At 47.2% G+C, this 19,872-nt stretch carries 15 protein-coding genes; 5 read left to right on the forward strand and 10 right to left on the reverse strand.

The window, feature by feature from the left end; genetic code table 11:
- Positions 1-13: 13 nt before the first annotated feature.
- On the reverse strand, positions 14-2,656 hold the full coding sequence (locus tag ACO1PK_RS06790) for a family 16 glycosylhydrolase (protein ID WP_423187917.1): 2,643 nt from the start codon (positions 2,654-2,656) through the stop codon (positions 14-16).
- A 355-nt stretch (positions 2,657-3,011) separates the two neighbouring features.
- Here ACO1PK_RS06790 and ACO1PK_RS06795 point away from each other — a divergent pair, with 355 nt between their 5' ends.
- The 3 genes from ACO1PK_RS06795 (at position 3,012) to ACO1PK_RS06805 (ending at position 8,081) form a co-directional block, all read left to right on the forward strand.
- Positions 3,012-6,272, forward strand: a complete 3,261-nt coding sequence (locus tag ACO1PK_RS06795; protein WP_423187918.1) for a winged helix-turn-helix domain-containing protein — start codon at positions 3,012-3,014, stop codon at positions 6,270-6,272.
- Positions 6,273-6,282: 10 nt separating this feature from the next.
- A complete protein-coding gene (locus tag ACO1PK_RS06800; protein WP_423187919.1) occupies positions 6,283-6,654 on the forward strand; it encodes a DP-EP family protein in 372 nt (123 codons plus the stop codon).
- 452 nt (positions 6,655-7,106) lie between these two features.
- Complete coding sequence (locus tag ACO1PK_RS06805) at positions 7,107-8,081, forward strand: diguanylate cyclase (protein WP_423187920.1); 975 nt, start codon at positions 7,107-7,109, stop codon at positions 8,079-8,081.
- Here the strand turns inward: ACO1PK_RS06805 and ACO1PK_RS06810 are convergent.
- A complete protein-coding gene (locus tag ACO1PK_RS06810) occupies positions 8,078-9,406 on the reverse strand; it encodes a cyanate transporter (RefSeq protein ID WP_423187921.1) in 1,329 nt (442 codons plus the stop codon). The two genes, ACO1PK_RS06805 and ACO1PK_RS06810, sit on opposite strands and share 4 nt — an antisense overlap.
- A 151-nt stretch (positions 9,407-9,557) precedes the next feature.
- Between ACO1PK_RS06810 and ACO1PK_RS06815 the strand changes: the two genes are divergently transcribed.
- Complete coding sequence (locus tag ACO1PK_RS06815) at positions 9,558-10,088, forward strand: MarR family winged helix-turn-helix transcriptional regulator (RefSeq protein ID WP_423187922.1); 531 nt, start codon at positions 9,558-9,560, stop codon at positions 10,086-10,088.
- A gap of 84 nt (positions 10,089-10,172) precedes the next feature.
- Here the strand turns inward: ACO1PK_RS06815 and ACO1PK_RS06820 are convergent, their stop codons facing one another.
- From ACO1PK_RS06820 to ACO1PK_RS06840, 5 genes are all read right to left on the reverse strand, one after another.
- Positions 10,173-10,475, reverse strand: a complete 303-nt coding sequence (locus ACO1PK_RS06820; protein WP_423187923.1) for a type II toxin-antitoxin system RelE/ParE family toxin — start codon at positions 10,473-10,475, stop codon at positions 10,173-10,175.
- 5 nt (positions 10,476-10,480) lie between these two features.
- Positions 10,481-10,738: a type II toxin-antitoxin system ParD family antitoxin gene (locus ACO1PK_RS06825; protein WP_423187924.1), complete on the reverse strand. Its 258-nt coding sequence runs from the start codon at positions 10,736-10,738 to the stop codon at positions 10,481-10,483.
- 195 nt (positions 10,739-10,933) lie between these two features.
- Positions 10,934-11,059: a type B 50S ribosomal protein L36 gene (gene ykgO, locus ACO1PK_RS06830; RefSeq protein ID WP_423187925.1), complete on the reverse strand. Its 126-nt coding sequence runs from the start codon at positions 11,057-11,059 to the stop codon at positions 10,934-10,936.
- Positions 11,060-11,069: 10 nt separating this feature from the next.
- Complete coding sequence (locus tag ACO1PK_RS06835; RefSeq protein WP_423187926.1) at positions 11,070-11,333, reverse strand: type B 50S ribosomal protein L31; 264 nt, start codon at positions 11,331-11,333, stop codon at positions 11,070-11,072.
- A 466-nt stretch (positions 11,334-11,799) separates the two neighbouring features.
- Positions 11,800-12,102 (reverse strand): YdhR family protein, encoded by a 303-nt coding sequence (locus ACO1PK_RS06840; RefSeq protein WP_423187927.1) that lies wholly within the window; start codon positions 12,100-12,102, stop codon positions 11,800-11,802.
- 108 nt (positions 12,103-12,210) lie between these two features.
- Between ACO1PK_RS06840 and ACO1PK_RS06845 the strand changes: the two genes are divergently transcribed.
- Positions 12,211-13,116: a LysR family transcriptional regulator gene (locus ACO1PK_RS06845; protein WP_423187928.1), complete on the forward strand. Its 906-nt coding sequence runs from the start codon at positions 12,211-12,213 to the stop codon at positions 13,114-13,116.
- A gap of 155 nt (positions 13,117-13,271) precedes the next feature.
- On the opposite strand, the gene glmS is transcribed toward ACO1PK_RS06845, so the two are convergent.
- The 3 genes from glmS to ACO1PK_RS06860 form a co-directional block, all read right to left on the reverse strand.
- Positions 13,272-15,101, reverse strand: a complete 1,830-nt coding sequence (gene glmS / locus ACO1PK_RS06850) for a glutamine--fructose-6-phosphate transaminase (isomerizing) (protein ID WP_423187929.1) — start codon at positions 15,099-15,101, stop codon at positions 13,272-13,274.
- 108 nt (positions 15,102-15,209) lie between these two features.
- Entirely contained in the window at positions 15,210-15,977 is a 768-nt protein-coding gene (locus ACO1PK_RS06855; protein ID WP_423187930.1) for a DeoR/GlpR family DNA-binding transcription regulator, read from the reverse strand.
- Positions 15,978-16,036: 59 nt separating this feature from the next.
- Positions 16,037-19,834, reverse strand: coding sequence for a two-component regulator propeller domain-containing protein (locus ACO1PK_RS06860; protein WP_423187931.1), 3,798 nt, complete (start codon positions 19,832-19,834; stop codon positions 16,037-16,039).
- Positions 19,835-19,872: the final 38 nt, after the last annotated feature.

A 19,872-nucleotide genomic window follows, 5' to 3' on the forward strand; every position in this document is an offset into this window, starting at 1 on the left:
TTGTCGCACTGCATTAGTTATTAGAAATTTCAACATTATCAATCTGATAAACCGCGCCCTGACCAGTACCCCACGTTGGAAATACCATCAGCACTTTGATATCGCTAATATCCAAGCCTGCATCAAACAAGCTTTGCAGTGAAAAACGATAACGCTGCCATTCACCCGTCACTGGCGCCTGACCGTTGTTACCTGTAGCAAGCGGAAGCTCTACTGCCGTAGCAGCATCACTTGATTCAATTTTAAACATCCAGCTGCTGGCAGTATTAGCCGGTGGCGAAACCACCCGCATATCAAAACTGACGCTACCGTTAGCCAATAATGCCGTAGCATCAAAAGTGACATCGTCATTCGCTAAGAAACCCAACACCGTTTCTGGCCAACCCAGAATTTCAAATTGCGCTACCTTGCCGTAAGGTGCATCGGCATCTACCACTTTTGGCACTGAGCCAGCGCAGCAATCCCATAATGCCCATTCTGGGTTTACCGCATCACGGAATAATACCAGTTGGTCATTACTTGCATTTGGGTTGAAGATTTTTACCTGATCCATTCTAAATACAGCACCTTCACCAGTACCCCACGCTGGGAATACCATTAAGACATCAATAGCACTAATATCTAAACCGGCATCAAATAACGACTGGATGCTGAAAGTGTAAGTAGCCCACTCACCTGTTACGGGCGCCTTGCCCGCATTACCCGTGCTTAGTGGTAACTCAACGGCAGAATCACCGCCAGCCGCTTCAATCTTAAACATCCACGTTGACTCTGGATTAGCTGGCGCATCCACCACTTTGACATTAAATTGCAGCACGCCTTCTGCTAGCAGGGCGGATGCATCAAATGGATTACCACCACCTAATGGGGATCTGTTGTAAAAACCTAATACTGTGGGAGCAGAACCTACAGTAAACTCAGCAGCAAGACGGTTAGTATCGGCATCTAGCACTTCAACTGGCGTAGAACCACCACAGCAATCCCACATTGGCCAATCAGCATTTACACCATTATCAAACATCACTAATTCAGGGAAATCCGCTGGTTGTGCAATTTTAACGTTAGTGACACGATACACAGCGCCATTACCAGTATCCCAAGCAGGGAAAATCATAATGACATCTATAGCCGATAAATCTAAGCCGGCAGCATCTAACATGCTTAATGGAAACGTAAAGGTTTGCCATTCACCGGTAACCGGCGCGACACCTTCAGAACTGGCCGTAATAGGTAATTCAACTGCTGTAGTATTTTCATTGCTTTCAACTTTAAACAACCAAGTAGATGCAGCGTTGCTGGGTGGCGTAACCACCTTCATATCAAAGCTGATACTGCCCTTTTCAACCAATGGCGCAGCGTCAAAGGGTGAGGGCTTACCATTAGGATCTGTTATAAAGGCTGAACGGGTAATAAAACCATTGACGGTTGGCTGCGGGCCGACCAAGAACTCGTAAACCTGACCACGCGTTTCGTCTGTAACAATACTCGGGGTAGAGCCACCGCAACAATCCCAGGCTGGCCAGTTTGGATTAGCTGTACCATCAAAAATAGTGAGATTTTGTGCTACGCCTGAAGACGGTGGTGATGGGATAGGCGCCTGACCAGTAACCAGCGTTTCGCTATCTAGGTAGCCTGCACGAATGGTTTCACAGCCTTTACCATTATTAGGGTTAGCTTGACACTCATACACCCGCACCCAATCAATTTCAAAGGTTTGACCATTGGCAAAAGCCTCGGCATCAATACCCAGATTATTCACGTTCTCTGGCCAGTTTCCACCAACCGCAAGGTTTAAAATTAAATAAAATCGTTGATCAAAAGGCGCTGCATTCCATTGTGTTTCTAATTTGCCAGTCACTTGGTTGAAATACTCGGCAAACCAACCACGATGGCTTAAACCAATTAATTCACCGCGACTATTGGTGCGCACTCGAGAGGCTTGCTGGGTTTGATACAGGTAATCATTTACATACCAACGGATTTCGCCTTCCTGCCACTCTATGGCATAAGTATTAAAACTATCTGCTGGATTGGCGCCATTTGGAAGGGTGTAAGCTTTGCCACTATTTGAATTGTTAGGCCATTCACGACCGTAGTGTAAAGTGCCATAGACTTTCGATTCGACAGTGCCTTCTGCATCCACTGTTTTTAAATTTACCGCTTCAAAAATATCTATTTCGCCTGACTTTGGCCAACCACCATACACTTCATCGGTAGGCATCATCCAAATTGCTGGCCAAGAGCCTTGGCCTGTAGGGGCTTTTGCTCTAACTTCAATGCGGCCGTATTTCCAGTCACCTTGGTATTTGGTATTTAATCGGGCAGAAGTATAGGGTAATGGCGAACCTTCTGGTGCAGGCTTGGCTACGATTTTTAGGGTACCATCTGATACAAACGCATTTTCTGGGCTATCGGTGTAGCATTGCTTTTCCTGATTACCGCCACCGCGACAATCGACTTCAAAAGTCCACTTACGACGATCTATGCTGTTGCCAGCAAAATCATCACTCCAAACCAACTTCCAGTCGGTGACTGGTTGGCTAGGATTAACCGCTGTCAAATCTGTGTTGGTTTTTACATCGCCACCACAGCCGATAAGCCCTGCCGCAATTAGAACTGCGGCCAAGGGTTTCGCTTTTATCGTTATATTAGTCATACCCTGAGTTCCTGTTTAATGCCTTGTCACGCCTGCAATTGCAAAATGCAAAATGCCCACCAAAAAATGTAAGCGCTTACATAAAGTAGATCAATAACGCTATGCCGTCAATGTAGCAAACAAAAAAAGGCGAAAATTTATACGTTGCACGTTGTTATTATTGTTTACACGACTCAGGCAAAGCAGAGCTTTCCCAGTATCTTTTGTGCACAATCTCGACCATCTTTACCAATAACATGCCGCTATCTTCTGGTAATACCTTAGTCAGATGAGCAGGGTTATCGCTAAACATCTGCATAAACTCATGTTATGTTTGACCCCAATTAATGACCACCCAGCATTGAGTTGATCCATTATGAGTAAGACGTTTTTCTTTGGTGACTGGCAAGTTGATCCTACAGCCAATTCAATTAGGCAGGGAAAACAGTCACTTCAGCTTGAACCCAAAGCCATGGAATTGCTGCAACTGCTATGTCAGCATGCCGGCGAAGTAGTCAGTACAGATGATATTATCAACCACTGCTGGCCACGTACCGATACCGGTGATAACCCGCTACATAAAACCTTGGCGCAGCTGCGTAAAGCACTGGGTGATAGTGCCACTCAGCCACGCTATATTGAAACCATTCGCAAACGCGGCTACCGCGCCATTGCCGAGGTGCGCTATCCGCTGGGGCAAGAGCAAAGTGTTAGCGAGCTGAGCTGGCAGCAAGGCTCACCTTTCCCAGGCTTACAAGCCTATGATGCGCGTTATGCCAGCGTGTTTTTTGGCCGTGGCGCCCACATCAGTACGCTGTTAGAACGTATCGCGCAGCAGGTGAAATTTGGCCGAGCCTTTTGTTTATTGCTGGGGCCAAGTGGTAGCGGGAAATCGTCCTTGGTCAATGCCGGAGTGTTGCCCAATTTAATGCAAGCCGGTGGCTATCATGGTATTGAAGTACTGAGTTACAGCAGCCTCGATTTAGCCGATGTCGCCCCGCAACAACTGCTGCTTAATTTAGCCAGTACGCTACTGGATTGGGAATTAAACGATGCGCCCGTGCTAACCGGTTATAGCGCCGCGCAATTAGCGGATATGCTTAGCCAAGATCCGGCAGCAGTGCTTAAGCAGCTTAGCCAAGCACTGCAACAGGCGCAACAAAGCCTAAAACGCCTCGCGTTATTTGTAGATCGGCTCGAAGTGTTGTTGTCGTCACCGCTATTTCAAGAAACCGAGCGTAACCAATTTATTTCTTTACTAGAACAGCTCGCCTGCAGCGATAGCGTGTTAGTGCTCAGTGCCTGTCGCAATGAGTTTTATCCGTTACTGGTTAATTATCCTACCCTGATGGCAGGCAAAGCCAAGGGCGCGCATTTTGATTTAGCCGCCCCGAATCGAAGCGATTTGCTACAAATGATTCGGCTACCGGCCCTTGCGGCGGGCCTAAGCTTTGATACCGATCCCGATACCGCCATACCCTTAGATGAAATGCTCTGCCGTGAAGCCGCCAGTAACCCAGACGCGCTGCCCATGCTGCAATACACCTTGCAGCAACTGTATTTACAGCGAAGCAGCGACAATACACTGCAAGTGGCTACCTATAAAAAGCTGGGCGGGATCGAGGGCGCTATTGGTAAAAATGCCGAGCAAGCCATCAACACCCTGACCGCAGCACAGCAAGCCAGTTTGCCGGCGGTGCTCTCCCTGCTGGTAACCCTGCGGGAAGATGAGCAAAGCATTACCAGCCGCAGCGCCCGCTTTAGCCAACTGCAGACCGATGCTGAACGCGCCTTAGTGCAAACCTTAGTTGAGCAACGTTTATTTGTGTCACACTTACAGCAAGACGAGCCTTGTTTTAGCGTGGCACACGAAGCGCTACTGCGGCGCTGGCCGCGCGCCACCGCTTGGATTAACGAGCATCATGACAGCCTAAGCATTAAAAGCCGGCTGCAACATTTACAGCAGCGCTGGCAAGCCGAGCACTATAATAGCGCTTACTTATTGGCGCAAGGCAAGCCACTGCAAGAAGCCTTGCAATTAACACACAACCCATTATTTCAGCTTGAGGCCGCCGAGCAGGCTTTTATTAAGGCCTCGGCCCAAAAAGCCCAACAAAAACGTTGGCTACGTCGCGGCACCATCACCGCCTTGTGCTTGCTAACTCTGATGGCCTTTAGCCTGAGCATTAAAAGTTATCACGCCGAACAACAAGCCCAGCAAAAACGCCTGGCTGCCGAAAACCTGCTGGGGTTTATGGTTGGTGAATTTGCTGACAAGCTACGCAGCATCGGCCGTATGGATTTACTGGACGGTATTAGCAATAAGGCGCTGGAATACTTTACCGACTTTAGCAACGCAAGCACCCTACAAAGTACCGAAGCCATGCTACAGCACGGCCAAACCCTCACCGCCATGGGTGAGGTTGCCTATTCGCGCGGTAAAATAGACGAAGCCAGCGCCGCCTTACAAGCCGGCCGCAGTCAGTTAGAAGCCGTACTAAAATTACAACCCACTAATCTGGAACTACTAAAAACTCTTGGCGCCAATGCCTTTTGGCTGGGGCAAATACAATACGATGCCAGCAACTGGCTGGGCACCCAACCCGAGTTTCAGCGTTATTATCAATACAGTGAATTGATGTACGAGCTAGCGCCGGAGAATCTTGATGCCATTATGGAATTATCTTATGCCACCAATTCCTTAGGCTCGCTGGCGATGCAGCAGCAGCGCTTTGAGATTGCCCGCAAGAACTTTGAAGAATCGTTACGGTTAAAATTATTGGCACAGGCAAAGCAGCCTGATAATCGTAAATTAATAGCTGATATTGCCAATACTCAATCCTGGCTTGCCAGCGCGACTCAGTCCGAAGGTAATCTGGTTTTAGCCATCAAGATTCATCGCCACTTGCAAGCAACGCTGGAGGCTACCGATATTACACAGGAGGCTTATTTACTACACCGATTAACAGCAAGCTACCAGATATTGGCAGACTTATTGGCTTACCAAAATAACAACTCCGAAGCGCTTGTTGCGGCAGAATTAGGTTACACGCTTTTATCAAGAGCTCTTGCAGAAGATCCTGCCAATGCAAACTGGCAAAGGCGCAAATATTACTACCATTTTCAGTCTTTTAAATATGCTAGCGGTTTAACTGCTACAGACATTGAACAACAATTACTGCATATGGCGAATTTGCTTGAAACAGAGCAAGCAGAACTATCTGATGTCCAGCGTCAGGATATTTTAGGTAAACACTGGCTAACTGCTGCGATGCATGCCCATACTTTAAAGCAGCCCAGTTTAGCGAAGCAATACGCCGAATTAGCTTTAAACGTTTATACTGGGCTTAACGATAATTTTCCTGAAAATAACAACTATCTGGCCTTTTTATCAGAAAGTCTGTTAGCAAAGGCAAAAGCCCTTCAACTACTAAACCAACCAGAAGCAAGTATCCCGTTATGCCAGCAAGTGCGCACAACACTGGCAAAGCTAACCACAAACAATAAAGATCCACGTTACCTTATAAGTTATAGCCAAGCACTAGATTGCCTAGGCGAGCTGCCGCAGCACCCCGAATTGCTTAACCTATTACAGCAAAATGCCATTACCAATATTTACTTTAACCCCAACCCTTAAGGAGCTTACTATGCCACTTACTGCATCTCCCATGATTAACGTTGTTGTCAACCTGGAACAAGGCGAGCCGGTATTTAGTTACCAAAGCGCCAGCGGTGAGCCACTGCCCAGCGGCGATATTACCGTTACCGAAGCCAGTACCATTACCTATAAGTTAGTTGATAATACCGGTAAAGGCTTAAAATTTATCGGTGCCGGTTTTACTACTCCCTTTGATGGCATTATTGATGCCGTTACCGTAAGTAGCGATGGCCGGTATTTGCAGTTATTGGATGCTGACCGCTCAGCAGGTACTACCAAGTTCCAGTTTGTATTAAGTAATAGCACCAATACACTACTAGTACTAAGCCCTGACCCTGAAGTAATCAATGAGCCAGATTAATAAAACTGATACTGCAAGCTAAAACTTATTATTAAGCCCCAACTGGGGCTTTTCTTTGTAATACGTTAACGCCACCTTTACCAAACACAAGGCCCCACTTGCGGCTTACCACATAGTTGCGCATAAGCGCCCGGCACCACCAAAACCTACAAGGTGCTTACAAAACCAACAAACAGGAAAACCTGCGCTATGGCATTTAACAAAACCTTACTTAGCTGCTGCCTGCTAACCGCCTTTGGCAGCCAGGCAACAGACAATTTAACTGGCGATGAACGCTTACCCCTTACGCAGATGGCGGCTAATTAGTGCTGCAGCCTACCTTACCCTTCTAGATAAATTAAAATATTATCAAACAAAATCAGCAACTTAAAAAGTAAGGTTACCGAAAGGTTCTAGCGCTAGCAAGGCTTTATAGTGAGTCATAACAAAACTCACTAACGCGGGATAACAAGATGAGCGCTGCCCCTTTTAAGAATACCTTACACCCTGTCGCCTTAAATGATGATAACCATGGCTTAGTCAATACTCGCCATGAACCCAGTGCGGATTTTGATATTAGCCGGTTTATTCAGTACCTCGCAGAGGCGGTGTTGGTGGTGAATGCCGAGGGGGTAATAGAGTGTGCTAATGCCAAAGCAGCCTTGCTGTTAAACAGTATCGATCGGCCGCTGATTGGCGAGTCTTGGTCGAACTTTTTACATGATCGTTGCATACAGCAATATCAGGGGCTGGTCAAAATTGTTGCCAAACAGGTGCTGTCGCTGCAAGCAGGTCCTTCTGAGATGGTGGTGCATTGCGCTAATGGTGATCTAAAGGATATTGAGTTATCGGTGTCGTTTTTACCGGAACCACAAGCGCGGCTCGTGCTTATTTTACGCGATCTTACGCGGCAAAAAGCCGAATTTGAGCAGCTAAAACGGCAAGCCGCGACCGATGCCCTAACGGGCTTAGCCAACCGGCGCAGTTTTGACGAACAACTGCTGCAAAACTGGCGACAGTGCACGGCAGCACGCAGCCCTTTAAGTGTGATTATTATTGATATCGATTATTTTAAGCAGTTTAACGACAGCTATGGCCATATTCAGGGCGATGCCTGCCTACGCAAAGTAGCACGGGCTATTCTACAAGCCATGCCGCTAGACGCCCAACTTGCAGCACGCTATGGCGGTGAAGAATTTGCATTAATTTTACCGCACTATAATGAAATTAACGCCTTAGCCGTGGCCAGAGACGTGCAACATGTAGTACGGCAATTAAAGTTTACCGATGCTGGTTTACCGGCTTCAGTGGGTATTACCGTTAGCCAAGGTATCGCCAGCGAGATTAATGGCCAGTTTCGGACTAGCATGGCGCTGCTATGTGCCGCCGACACGGCGTTATACCGCGCCAAAGCGGATGGCCGTGATTGTATTAACGCCAGCTGTTAAGCTGGCGATGTGACCGCAAAGTGCTGGCGATAACTGGCAACACTAAATTTTGTGCCTAAGTAAAGCGCCAGCACACTGCTGGCCGCCAGTAACAACCAAGCCAGGGTAAAACTTTGCAAGCTGTCGCGCAGCCCACCAGCGATCCACGGGGTAAAAGCCGCCATAATATAACCAATACCTTGCACAAAGGCGGTTAAGCGCCCAGCTTGTAGCGGGTTATCGACATGATCCATGGTAATAATAATGGCCAGCGGAAAAATCCCACCAATACCTAAGCCGATCATCGCCACCCACAGCAATAAGGCAGTATCGGGCAATAAGGCTAAACCACTAAACCCCACTAATTGCAGCAGGCAAAGTATGGCAATGACTTGGCGCTTATCACGACTGCGCATAGCTAACCACGGGAAGAATAAGCCCGCGACCACTTCGCAGCTGGTTAAAAACCCCAGCAGCAAACCGGCTTGTTTAGCAGTTAAGCCTTGCTCTATGGCATAAGGTGCCAGCCAAGCCAGTACCGAGACATAACAACTAGTGCCTAGCGCAAAAAATACCGCCAATTGCCAACTACGCTTACTGCGCCAAAACGACATCGCCGGTGCTGGCGCTTCAGCCTGACTGGCGGCTTTAGGTGCTTTTAATTGCCAACACCAAATCAGCAGCGCGAATACAGCCAATAACACCCAACTGCCCAAGCTCATCCGCCAGCTTAAACTGCTGGCCATTAGTGGCGTACTCATCGCCGCAATGGCCGCACCCGACATGATGGCCGTCACATAAAAGCCCATAATCAGCGGCGTTTTCTCAGCAAAGTGCGCTTTGATAATGGCTGGCAATAAAGTTTGGATCATGGCAATGGCTACGCCGGCTAACAAAGCAGTGCTAATTAACCAGCTGGCATTCGGTACCCAAAAACGCAGCGCTGTTGCTAGTGCCAACATCACTAAGGCTAGCGCAACAGTGCGCTCTAACCCCAGTGGCGCGGCCAACCGAAAACCGACAAAGCTCAATAAGCCCATGGCTAACACCGGTAAGGTGGTCAACAAGGACGCCGCACTAAAGCTAAGGCTAATATCGCCCTGAATCGCCTGCAATAAAGGCCCAATGGCCGCCAAAGCAGGTCGCAGGTTTAATGCCACTAGCACTATCGCCAGTAAACATAGCAGCTGTGCAGCGCTTAAGGCATTGGCAGGGCGCGATTGCCCAGGCAGCGCCGCAGCGTCAGTTGCCATATTAGCCGAAGTAGTTTGTACCACAGGGGCTAAGCTGGCGTTAGCCGCTAAACTAGCAGCAGGTCGCTTAGCGCGGGAAGAGGAAACAGACATAAACACCCTTAAAGAATCTTTTTAAAAAGTATCTTTACATAAAGATATTTATATTTTGCCTGTTGTTGGTTAAGCTGTAAAGCAGATCACCACACTTAGCGACGCCCACGCTGGCAGAGTACCGCGCTGTTAGCCCTGCGAGGTGCTGGCCGTGCATCTTGCAAGACAACGAGTAACAACTACCATGAATGACGATTTAGATCAGATCACCGTGCAATGGCAACGCCAAGGGATTACCGATGAACTGCTGGCCATGCAGTTACTTGGCCGCTTTGCGCGCTTAAATAAAACGCTCGATCTGGCCTTTTTACATTGCTACGAGCAGCACGGGCTAAAACAAGGGGAATTTGATGTACTAGCGACCCTAAGACGCGCCGGTGAGCCGTATTCCTTATCACCGTCGCAGCTTTATCAAAGTATGCTACTAAGCTCTGGCGCCATGAGCACTCGGCTCGATAAGCTAGAACAACGAGCGCTAATACAGCGTCGTCATTGCACTGAAGATCGGCGTGCAGTGCATGTTAGCCTTACCGAGCAAGGCAAAGCCCTGATTGAGCAAGTACTGCCCGAGCATATCGCCTTGCAGCAACGCCTAATGGGCAACTTAACTAGCGAGCAGCAACAACAGCTTAATGCTTTGTTAAAGGTGTGGTTAGCGGGGTTTACTACGCCAGAAGTCTGAGCACGGCGTCATTCTGACGGCCAGAGCCAGAGATAGCCTTTGACGATCTGAACACTTGGCACTAAAGTACCGAGATTGCGTCGTTCATTTGTTCAAGTGCCGCTGCGGGTCTTGTCGGCTATGAAGTACACGAATAATTTCCACCGTTTCCGCAGTGACTCTGTAAAACAAGGTATGATTTTCAGTAGGCAAACTTCTAACACCGGGCAGCAGCTCGGAGCGATCTATGCCCATCAAAGGTTGTTCAGTTAGATACCAAAAATGAGCTTTAAGATTATCCAGATAACTGTCGGATTGAGCTTGCCCCCATTGACGAAGTCCGAACTGGTAGATGTCTTTTAGATCGGTTTTGGCGGCAGGAGCGATAATAAGCCGACGTGCGGGCATATACCTCAGGCCTTGATATCGTCAAACAATGAATCCAGCGCAGCTTTTGATTCAATGGCTATGCCCTCGCCACGGTCCAGCTGATCGGTGCCGGCTTTTAACTGTTCCCGCAGGCGAGCCATTTTCACTTCGTGAATCCAGTCTTCGTGAGTCTCCATGAAACGCAATGCTTCGCGGATCACTTCACTGGCATTGTTGTAAAGGCCGCTTTCAACTTTGGCTTTAATGCGAGACTCTAACTCGGCAGTAAGGGATACATGCATAATAACCTCATCAAATAGGCAGTTATGCAAATTATTCTGGGATAGAATACAAAGATTGTCAATTTTTGTATTCTATCTATGGTATCTCCCATCCGCTGCGCCAAGGTTTAAAAAGGAAATACCGCCACTCATGCAACTAATCAGAAACGGCACAGATGATAACAGTTCTTATTTGCATGAGCAATGACTCTTGCCTTAGCGCTGGCGGGCTTTAAAACGCGGATTCGATTTACAAATCACAAAAACCTTACCGCGCCGGCGCACAATTTGGCAATCTGGATGCCGCTCTTTGGCCGACTTTAACGATGATAATACCTTCATCACTTGCTCCTTAATTACGACTGGCTTTGGTTAACGCACCAAATTTCTTACTAAAGGCCGCAACGCGCCCTTCGGTTTGTGACACTTTTTGTTTGCCGGTGTAAAACGGATGCGAGGCACTGGAGATATCGAGCGCAACATAAGGATAGGTATTGCCATCAGTCCACTGCTGGGTTCTGTTGGTTTTGATGGTCGACCCAACTAAAAAATGGGTGTCCGCTGATAAATCATGGAATAACACAGGGCGATACTCAGGATGAATATTTTTTTGCATAAGAAAGTCCTTTGCTGATGATGGTAAATGACAAAAACGTTATAACATCACAATTGTACGCAAAAGACCCAAACTGTCAATCTAATTGATAATCATTTTCATTTGTTGGGTTGAATTACTTAAAAGTAATAGGCCTTATCATGCCAAGGTTCAAGCTGCATAGGTAATAAACTCGTGCCTTCAGCCTTTATCGGCAGGCATTTAATATCAGTTGTCGATACTGTTGCAGTATCCAAATCTATTTCAACTTGGCTGGCTTGCTGTCATGATGCCACTGCTCGCAACGTGGTGGAATTACTTGTTTAAGTAGTGGCGTGATCAATACTATCTGGTGTATGGCTACTGCTATCATTGGGTGTACGATATCGTTTTTCCGCCAAAAACGGCCTTGTCTTAGCAAGTGAAATCAGTGGCGACTTGGCGATGCAACCCTTAAAAGCGGTTGCATCCTCTGCTTCGGCTAGGATTAGCCTCGTGTTATCGCCGACGCTTCTTCGTGCACAGGTAGCACAGTGATAGTCAAATCCTTTAAGAAAGGCTCTGCCGCAACCTTCGCAATAGCTGGTAAAGCCATAAATGCATCCATCGACGCCTTGTCTTGCCAAATATAGACACTGGCAAAAGTCCCAGTCTCAAAATCGGCCATCCAGGTTTTGCGGATTAAACCTGGCACTGCGGCGATCGCTTCGGCATAAGGCTTCATCCAGCGCTCCTGATATTCATCCTCATTCAACGTCAGGACATAACGGAAAATCTGTGCGTATCTCATCTTCATTCCTCATGGGTGGTTAAACGGCAACAACTAACAACCAGTATATGCATTGAATGAATCAAAGATAACTCTTATACTTCATATAGACCCATAGGATAAAACTATATGTATAGCCTAACCTCACTTACTTACGCAGCAGCGGCTGCCCGCTTAAAATCATTCAGCGCGGCAGCGCGAGAATGTGGTGTATCTCAACCCACAGTGTCTTCAGCCGTGGCAGAACTAGAAGCTGTACTTGGTACAACTCTGTTTATCCGGGGAGGTCGCCAGCTTGAGCTTTCAAGCTCGGGAACGCGACTGTTACCCCGCATTCATGACATCTTGCGCACCGTATCAGCGCTTCAAAACGAAACCAATGCATTGACGGCAACAGCCCGTTCTGAGTTACGGATTGGCTTTACACCTCTTGTTGACGCTAGGCGCGTGGCGCTTTTGCTCGATCCTTTTAGAACAGAATATAGTGATGTTCATCTATTATTATTCGAGTCTGGGGTTTCTGATCTTGAACAGCGTTTCGAAGCTGGACAACTTGATATAGTGATCGGAACTGGCTTTAAAAAAGCGCGATCTCGCAAACACCTTAAGCTACTAAAAGATCGTCTGATGCTTTGCACCCAAGGAGAAACCTCTGCCACAACATCAGGTATCACGCTTGCTACCGCCAGCCAGCACCGTCTCCTAATGACGCAAGACCTATGTGGACTTGCCACTATCACCCTAAACTTATTTGAGAATGCCAAGCTTGCTCTGGATATTTACCCCGGCCGAGCAATGAGCTACAGCGCTTTGGAAGATTGGGTCGACCTTGGTTTGGGTAATGCTATTATCCCCGCCAACCATATTCGCAACAGCGCGCATGCCTGCCCTTTAGTGGATGCTGAAGGAACAGAAATATACTTGGAAATCGAAGCCGTTTGGAAAACTTCACTGGCCTCTGCCGAACACGCCGCAAATTTCCTGACCTATCTGCATCATGTCGTGCCGCGCTTGGCTCGGGGGCTGGCGCCTTGAATATAAGATTAAATGAAGGCAAAGGATTACTGTTTCAGCAATGAATATTAATAAAAAAGTCCAGTTGGCTTGTTTATCAGCACAACTGGACTTTTAGTGCAGCTCATTTCTCATACTCACATTACGAGAAATTTCTTTAACAACAATATAGTAGATTATTCTACCGTCACGCTTTTCGCGAGATTTCTAGGCTGATCCACATCCGTGCCTTTAATTATCGCCACGTAGTAGCTTAATAACTGCAGTGGGATGGTATAGATAATCGGTGCGATCAGCGGGTGTACGTGCGGAACGTTTACTACACGCTGGGTAGCGTCGGATTTAAAGTGAGCGTCGATATCGGCGAACACATATAAAATACCGCCGCGGGCGCGCACTTCTTCGACGTTAGATTGCAGTTTTTCCAACAGCTCATTGTTAGGTGCAACCACGATAATCGGCATATCGGCATCAATTAGCGCCAACGGGCCGTGTTTTAACTCGCCCGCGGCGTATGCTTCGGCATGAATATACGAAATTTCTTTGAGCTTTAAGGCGCCTTCCATCGCGATCGGGTATTGATCGCCACGGCCTAAAAACAGCGAGTGATGCTTGTCGGCAAACTCTTCGGCCAAGGTTTCAATGCTGCTGGCCAGCGTTAAGGTTTCTTCCAGCTTAGCCGGTAACGATTTTAGCGCCGTGACCATTTCTTGTTGCTGTGCCGCAGTTAAGCCATTGTATTTACCAATGGCCAGCGTCAACATGGCTAAGCCGACTAATTGTGTCGTAAAGGCTTTAGTCGAGGCTACGCCAATCTCGGCGCCAGCACGGGTCATAAAGGCCAGATCCGATTCGCGCACTAAAGACGAGCCGGCAACGTTACAAATGGTTAAGCTGCCCAAATAACCCGCTTCTTTTGCCATCCGCAGTGCTGCTAGGGTGTCGGCGGTTTCGCCAGACTGCGAAATGCTGACTAACAGGCTATTCGGCTGCACAAAGGATTTGCGGTAACGGAATTCTGAGGCTATTTCCACATTACAAGAAATACCACCTAAAGACTCTAACCAGTAACGCGCTACCATACCTGAGTGATACGAAGTACCGCAGGCGACAATTTGCACATGTTTTACTTTTTGAAACAGCTCCGCCGCGCCGTTACCAAAGGTTTCATCCAGCACGCTGTCGCTGCTTAAACGGCCTTCCAGCGTATTGTTAATGGCTGACGGCTGCTCGTAGATTTCTTTTAACATAAAGTGGCGGTATTGGCCTTTATCGCCGGCATCATAACTGGCGTTAGACTCGGTAATGGCTCGCTCAACTTGCAGACCATTTTTGTCATATACCGTGACACTGTGGCGGGTAATTTCCGCCACATCACCTTCTTCTAAAAACATAAAGCGGCGGGTAACGGGCAGTAACGCAAGCTGATCCGAGGCAATAAAGTTTTCGCCAATACCAAAGCCGATCACCAGTGGGCTACCCGAGCGCGCGACCACTAAATGCGACGGATCGGTTTTATCCATTAATACTGTGCCATAGGCGCCAGTAAATTGTTTTACGGCACTTTGTACCGCGGCCAATAATGAACCGGTGCTTTTTAGCTCTTCTTCGACCAAGTGGGCAATTACTTCGGTGTCGGTATCAGAATTAAATACATAACCTTTGGCTTTTAAGGCGTCACGTAACGGACCATGGTTTTCGATAATGCCATTATGTACCACGGTGATCTTGCCAGATACATGTGGGTGCGCATTGCGCTCACTCGGTTCGCCGTGGGTCGCCCAGCGCGTATGGGCAATACCAGTACCGCCCGGCACCGGCTGCGCGGCAACCGCATCGGCCAACTCTTTCACTTTACCTAAGCGACGTACCCGCTGCAGCTCGCCACTGTTATTCACTACAGCCACACCCGCTGAGTCATAACCGCGATACTCTAACCGACGTAAGCCCTCGACTAAAATATCCACCACATCCCTTTGCGCTACCGCACCAACAATGCCACACATAGTGTTTCTCCAATAAACGAATAAGATAAAGGTTATCGGGCGTTTGCCTGCTAGCGGCAACTCGCCTTTACAATGCTTAAGGTACTGACCTTAACGCGTTCGGATTAATTAAAACTGTACCCTGATCACCGTGACGCCTTGTTGCTCAATTTGTTTAGCAGCCTCAACTGACAGGCCGGTGTCGGTGACTAATACTTTTACCATCGACCAAGGTAGCTCCAAATTATGAATTTTTCGCCCCAGCTTGTCGGATTCGAGCATCACGATAACTTCGCGCGCCACTTCCGCCATCACTCTGCTTAAGCTATATAGCTCGTTATAGGTAGTGGTGCCACGCGTTAAGTCGATACCATCGGCACCGATAAACAGCTGGTCGAAATCGTAATTGCGCAACATTTGCTCGGCTAGCTGGCCCTGAAACGCCTCGGATTGCGGATCCCAGGTGCCACCGGTCATCAATAAGGTGGGTTCATTTTCCAACTCGCGAAGCGCATTGGCGATCGCTAAAGAGTTGGTCATTACCACTAAGCCGCGCTTACTGGCCAATTCTGGTAATAAGGCCGCCGTAGTGCGGCCGCTATCAATAATAATGCGATAATGATCTTTAATAAGGCTAGCTGCCGCCTTAGCAATAGCTAACTTTCGTTCTGAAACTTTTTCTAAACTACTTTCAGAGACAAAGTCTTGCGGTACCGGTACCGCGCCACCGTAGCGGCGTAGCAATAAGCCTGCAGTTTCTAATACGGTAAGATCTTTACGAATAGTCACTTCGGAGGTTTGAAACTGCTCAGCTAACTGCTCTACAGTCACTTCACCCTGTTGCTGCAATTGGGTGACGATCAAATGACGGCGCTGCTGAGTGTTACGTTTATTCATCTTTCACCAAAAGTTTCGATTTGAAAGATATTTTAGCGAAAAGAAAGTTTTTAGCAAGCCTACAATGGGAAAGTCATTCGATAATGTAGCCCTTCATTCGCGGCGCTGCGTACCGTAATTTGACCTTTTAAGCGCGCCGTAACCAGATTAAAGACAATATGGGCGCCCAAGCCTGTACCGCCAGAGGAACGCTTAGTGGTATAAAAAGGTTCAAATAAGCGACCAAGCGATTCTGACGACATACCGCAACCATTATCATAATAATCACACTGCAACTGTCGCCCTTGCTGGCTAAAATGCAAACTAATTTTAGGTTCAGCTTGCTCTGCAAAGGCGTGTTTTACACTGTTTAATACTAAATTCGTGATAATTTGCGCTACAGCACCCGCGTCAGTAAACCAGTAAATGTCTTTCGGACACTGCAGTTCAAATTGGCAATTGATCTTCTTTAATTGCGGCAGTAACGATAACATCACATCGTCTAAATACCCTGCAAGTTCGATTTCTCTGGCTTCATTGGCGGTTTGATCAACAGATACCTTTTTAAAGCTTTGCACTAGGGTTGCTGCGCGCTCGGTATTGACCTCTAAAATTTTTAATCCTTCCGCTAGCTGTTGTAGAAACTTACTAAACTGGGATTGTTGTAAGGTTTTTGCATCAAAGGCCTGTTGTACTTGCTCGTATTCGGCTTTTAAATAACTCGTAGCCGTTACACAAATACCCAAAGGGGTATTAATTTCGTGCGCAACGCCAGCAACCAACCCCCCAAGCGAAGCCATTTTCTCTTGAATAACCAATTGCTGCTGGGTTTGTTGTAAACGGGTAAAGGTATCCGCATTCACTACGGCAATCGCAATGTAGCTGGACAAGGTGCGTAATAAACTTAGTTGCGACGCATTGTAAGCATAGGGTTGCGGGCTTTGGACGGAGAACACACCGACCACTTGTTGATTGAGCATCAAAGGAATATACACCACAGACTCTACCGCCTGCCCGCATAATGGTTCAGGTAAAGCATTGAAGTACTTTGCAAAATCAGCATGTTCATTAACAATAATTTCTTCCTGCCGCATAAAACACAGCGCAGCGGGCGTTTTTTCGTTATTAGCAGCAATGCTGAAGCTCTCTTCGTTATCTTGCCCCTCTTGCCAAAACACAAATTCAAGTTCGTTAGTTTGTTGCCGGTAAAGGCCAATAATCATGACATGCACATCGATAAATTCGCCCAACATCATATGGCAACGGGTTAGCACATGATTAAGATCGAGCGAGCCGGTAATTTCGCGGCCAATTTGTTGTAAAAGCATCAAATCTTTATTTGAAGCTTCTAAGGCATCATGTTTTTCTTTCAGTGCTTGCGTTCGTTCTGCTACCTGCCGTTGCAATTGCCAACGAAGTTGCCGCTCAGTGCGACTTTTTAGGTGCAACCAACCCCAGATCGCTATAATACATAACAACAACATGCAAGCTCTAAACCACCAAGTCATCCACCATGGCGGCATAATACTGATGCTAAGGGAAGCGGTAGGTTGCCAATCGCCTTGTCGCACTCTAACTGCAACTTCAAAGATATAGTCTCCTGGCGGAATGCGAGTATAGGTAGCTAACCGTTGCTGATTAGTGACCTGCAGCCAATCACGATCAAAACCTTGCAAACGATAGCGATACTCTAATTGCGAGCTTAAAAACAGATCTGTGGCGGCGAAACTGACACTAAAAACATCTTCAGCATAAGCTAATTGCAGTTCAGACAAACGGTTAATTGCTTTTGGCAATAACGCCGAACCTGGTGCAACTTGTTGATTAAACAAAGCAAAAGACGTTAACTGAACTTGTGGCACTTGGAAATTCTTAGTCAAACGATCTGGACGATAAATATCTAAACCTTGGCTACCGCCACGATAAAGCCAGCCGTTATAAGTGGTCCAAGCACCAATCCATGTGGTTTCTTGCATACCGTGCAAATGCCCTAATTCAATCATGGTATCTGCGTCTTTAAGCCAAAGTTGCCGGTATAACAGCCTAAACCAGGTCGCGGCAGCGAGCTTGGCATCGGCTTGAAGCGGCTGGTAAGACAGAAAGTCGGCACCAGCCGCAGTCTGCTCGACTAACCAACGATGGTTAATATTGCCGGCTCGGATCCAAATATCATTATTTTCTTCGTACAACATCTGAATGCCATTAAACAATAAACCATGCTGGCTAGTATCGGTTTGTAACCAGTGCTGGGTTGTACCCGAAGGCTCATGGTAACGCCATAAACCACTATCTGGTGAACCTACCCAAAGATTATCGTTTGAATCAAATAACAGTGTAGACACGCTATTAAAAGGTAATACTGTCTCGGTATTCAAAGAAAAGTGTTTAACGAATTGGCGTTCTTTACCCAACAGCATTAAACCCGCTCCACGAGTGCCTAACCAAAGTCGCTGGTATTTATCCTGTAGTATTACGCCTACACTGGTCCTACGCAAAGGCTCCGGTAACTGCTGATTTAATTGCCATTGACCGGTTAGCGGATCTAACAAATATAAACCCCGATCTGTACCCACCCAAACACGCTCAGCTTCAGCATGAATCGCTCGCGCAAGTGTTGGACCATCTGGTAGCTCGGGTAAAGGAAAATGACGTAATTGACCGGTCAATTGATTATAAAGCACTACCCCAGCTTCACGGTTAGCTAACCAAACCGCCGCTTTATTTTGCACAGAAATACCCAGCACATTCGGGCCAGGCAACCATTGCGAACTTGACGCTGTAGGTACTGCTTGTACCTGCCTAGCCAGTTCACCAAATACAGAAAAACCAGAGGGTGTTACTAACCATAGGGCGTTTTGTTGATCAAGATAGATATGGTGCAGCGAATTACTGCGTAGACTAAAGGTTATTTCTGGATGAGCTAAATAGTTGCGCCACTGGTCGCTATCAGGTGCTTTTTGCCATAAGCCCTTACCCGAAGTACTGACCCAAAGTACACCTGAGGTGTCTTGTACAATACCGGTAATTTGTGTTGCGGCAAGCTCTGCAGGTTGTACAAAAATTTCAGGGTCAGTAGCACCAGCAGGTAATAACCACAGCCCATGCTGATAAGTACCAATTAGAATATCTGAACCTAAAGTATGCAATACGGTGGCCGACTCAACCGCAAATTGACTATTAGCTTGATGCCAGCCTTGTCCTTGTTGTTCTGCTAACTGCCATTTTATTAAACCACCTACAGCTTGCCCTTTGCTACGTAAAGGACCATCACCCACTGTAAGCCATAAAGTGTGTTCGTCGCTACGCAGAATATCGGTGATAAAGGTAGTATCAATACCATCGATGTATTTAGGTAAGCCGGCTGGTAGCAGTTGTTGCTGAGCATCTGACCATACTAATAAACCTTCGCCGTAGGCTGAGATCCAAATTGTTCCTACAGCATCTTGATAAACTTTGGCAATATTTAAGCGACTAGCATCTAAGCCTTCCGCAGCTTTTATGCGCTCAAAACGCTCAGTATCTGGATTAAAGCGGTTTAATCCCGCATAGCGAGTACCAACCCAAACAGCGCCTTGCTGGTCAACTAAAAGCGTGGTGATCCAATCAGCAGAAAGGCTATCAGGTTGATCAGGAATGGCGCGAAAATATTTTAATTCATTACCGTCATAGCGGTAGAGACCATGCTGTGACCCTAACCAATAAAAGCCATTATGATCTTGTACGGTGGTGGTGGCATGCTGTGAAAAGGATAACAGATCAGCCAAATGCAGCATACGCCCAACACTTGGCAAGCTCTCTTTAGCCAACACTGGCGTTAAGCTTAACCAAGCATTTAACAACATGACGGTTAGCAACTTTAGGAACAATCCTGACTGCATATCCAGTAGCCTCAACCTGTTTTTTTAAGTATTACATT

Origin of the sequence: Alishewanella sp. d11 (assembly GCF_049390205.1) — a bacterium.
GTDB lineage: Bacteria > Pseudomonadota > Gammaproteobacteria > Enterobacterales > Alteromonadaceae > Alishewanella.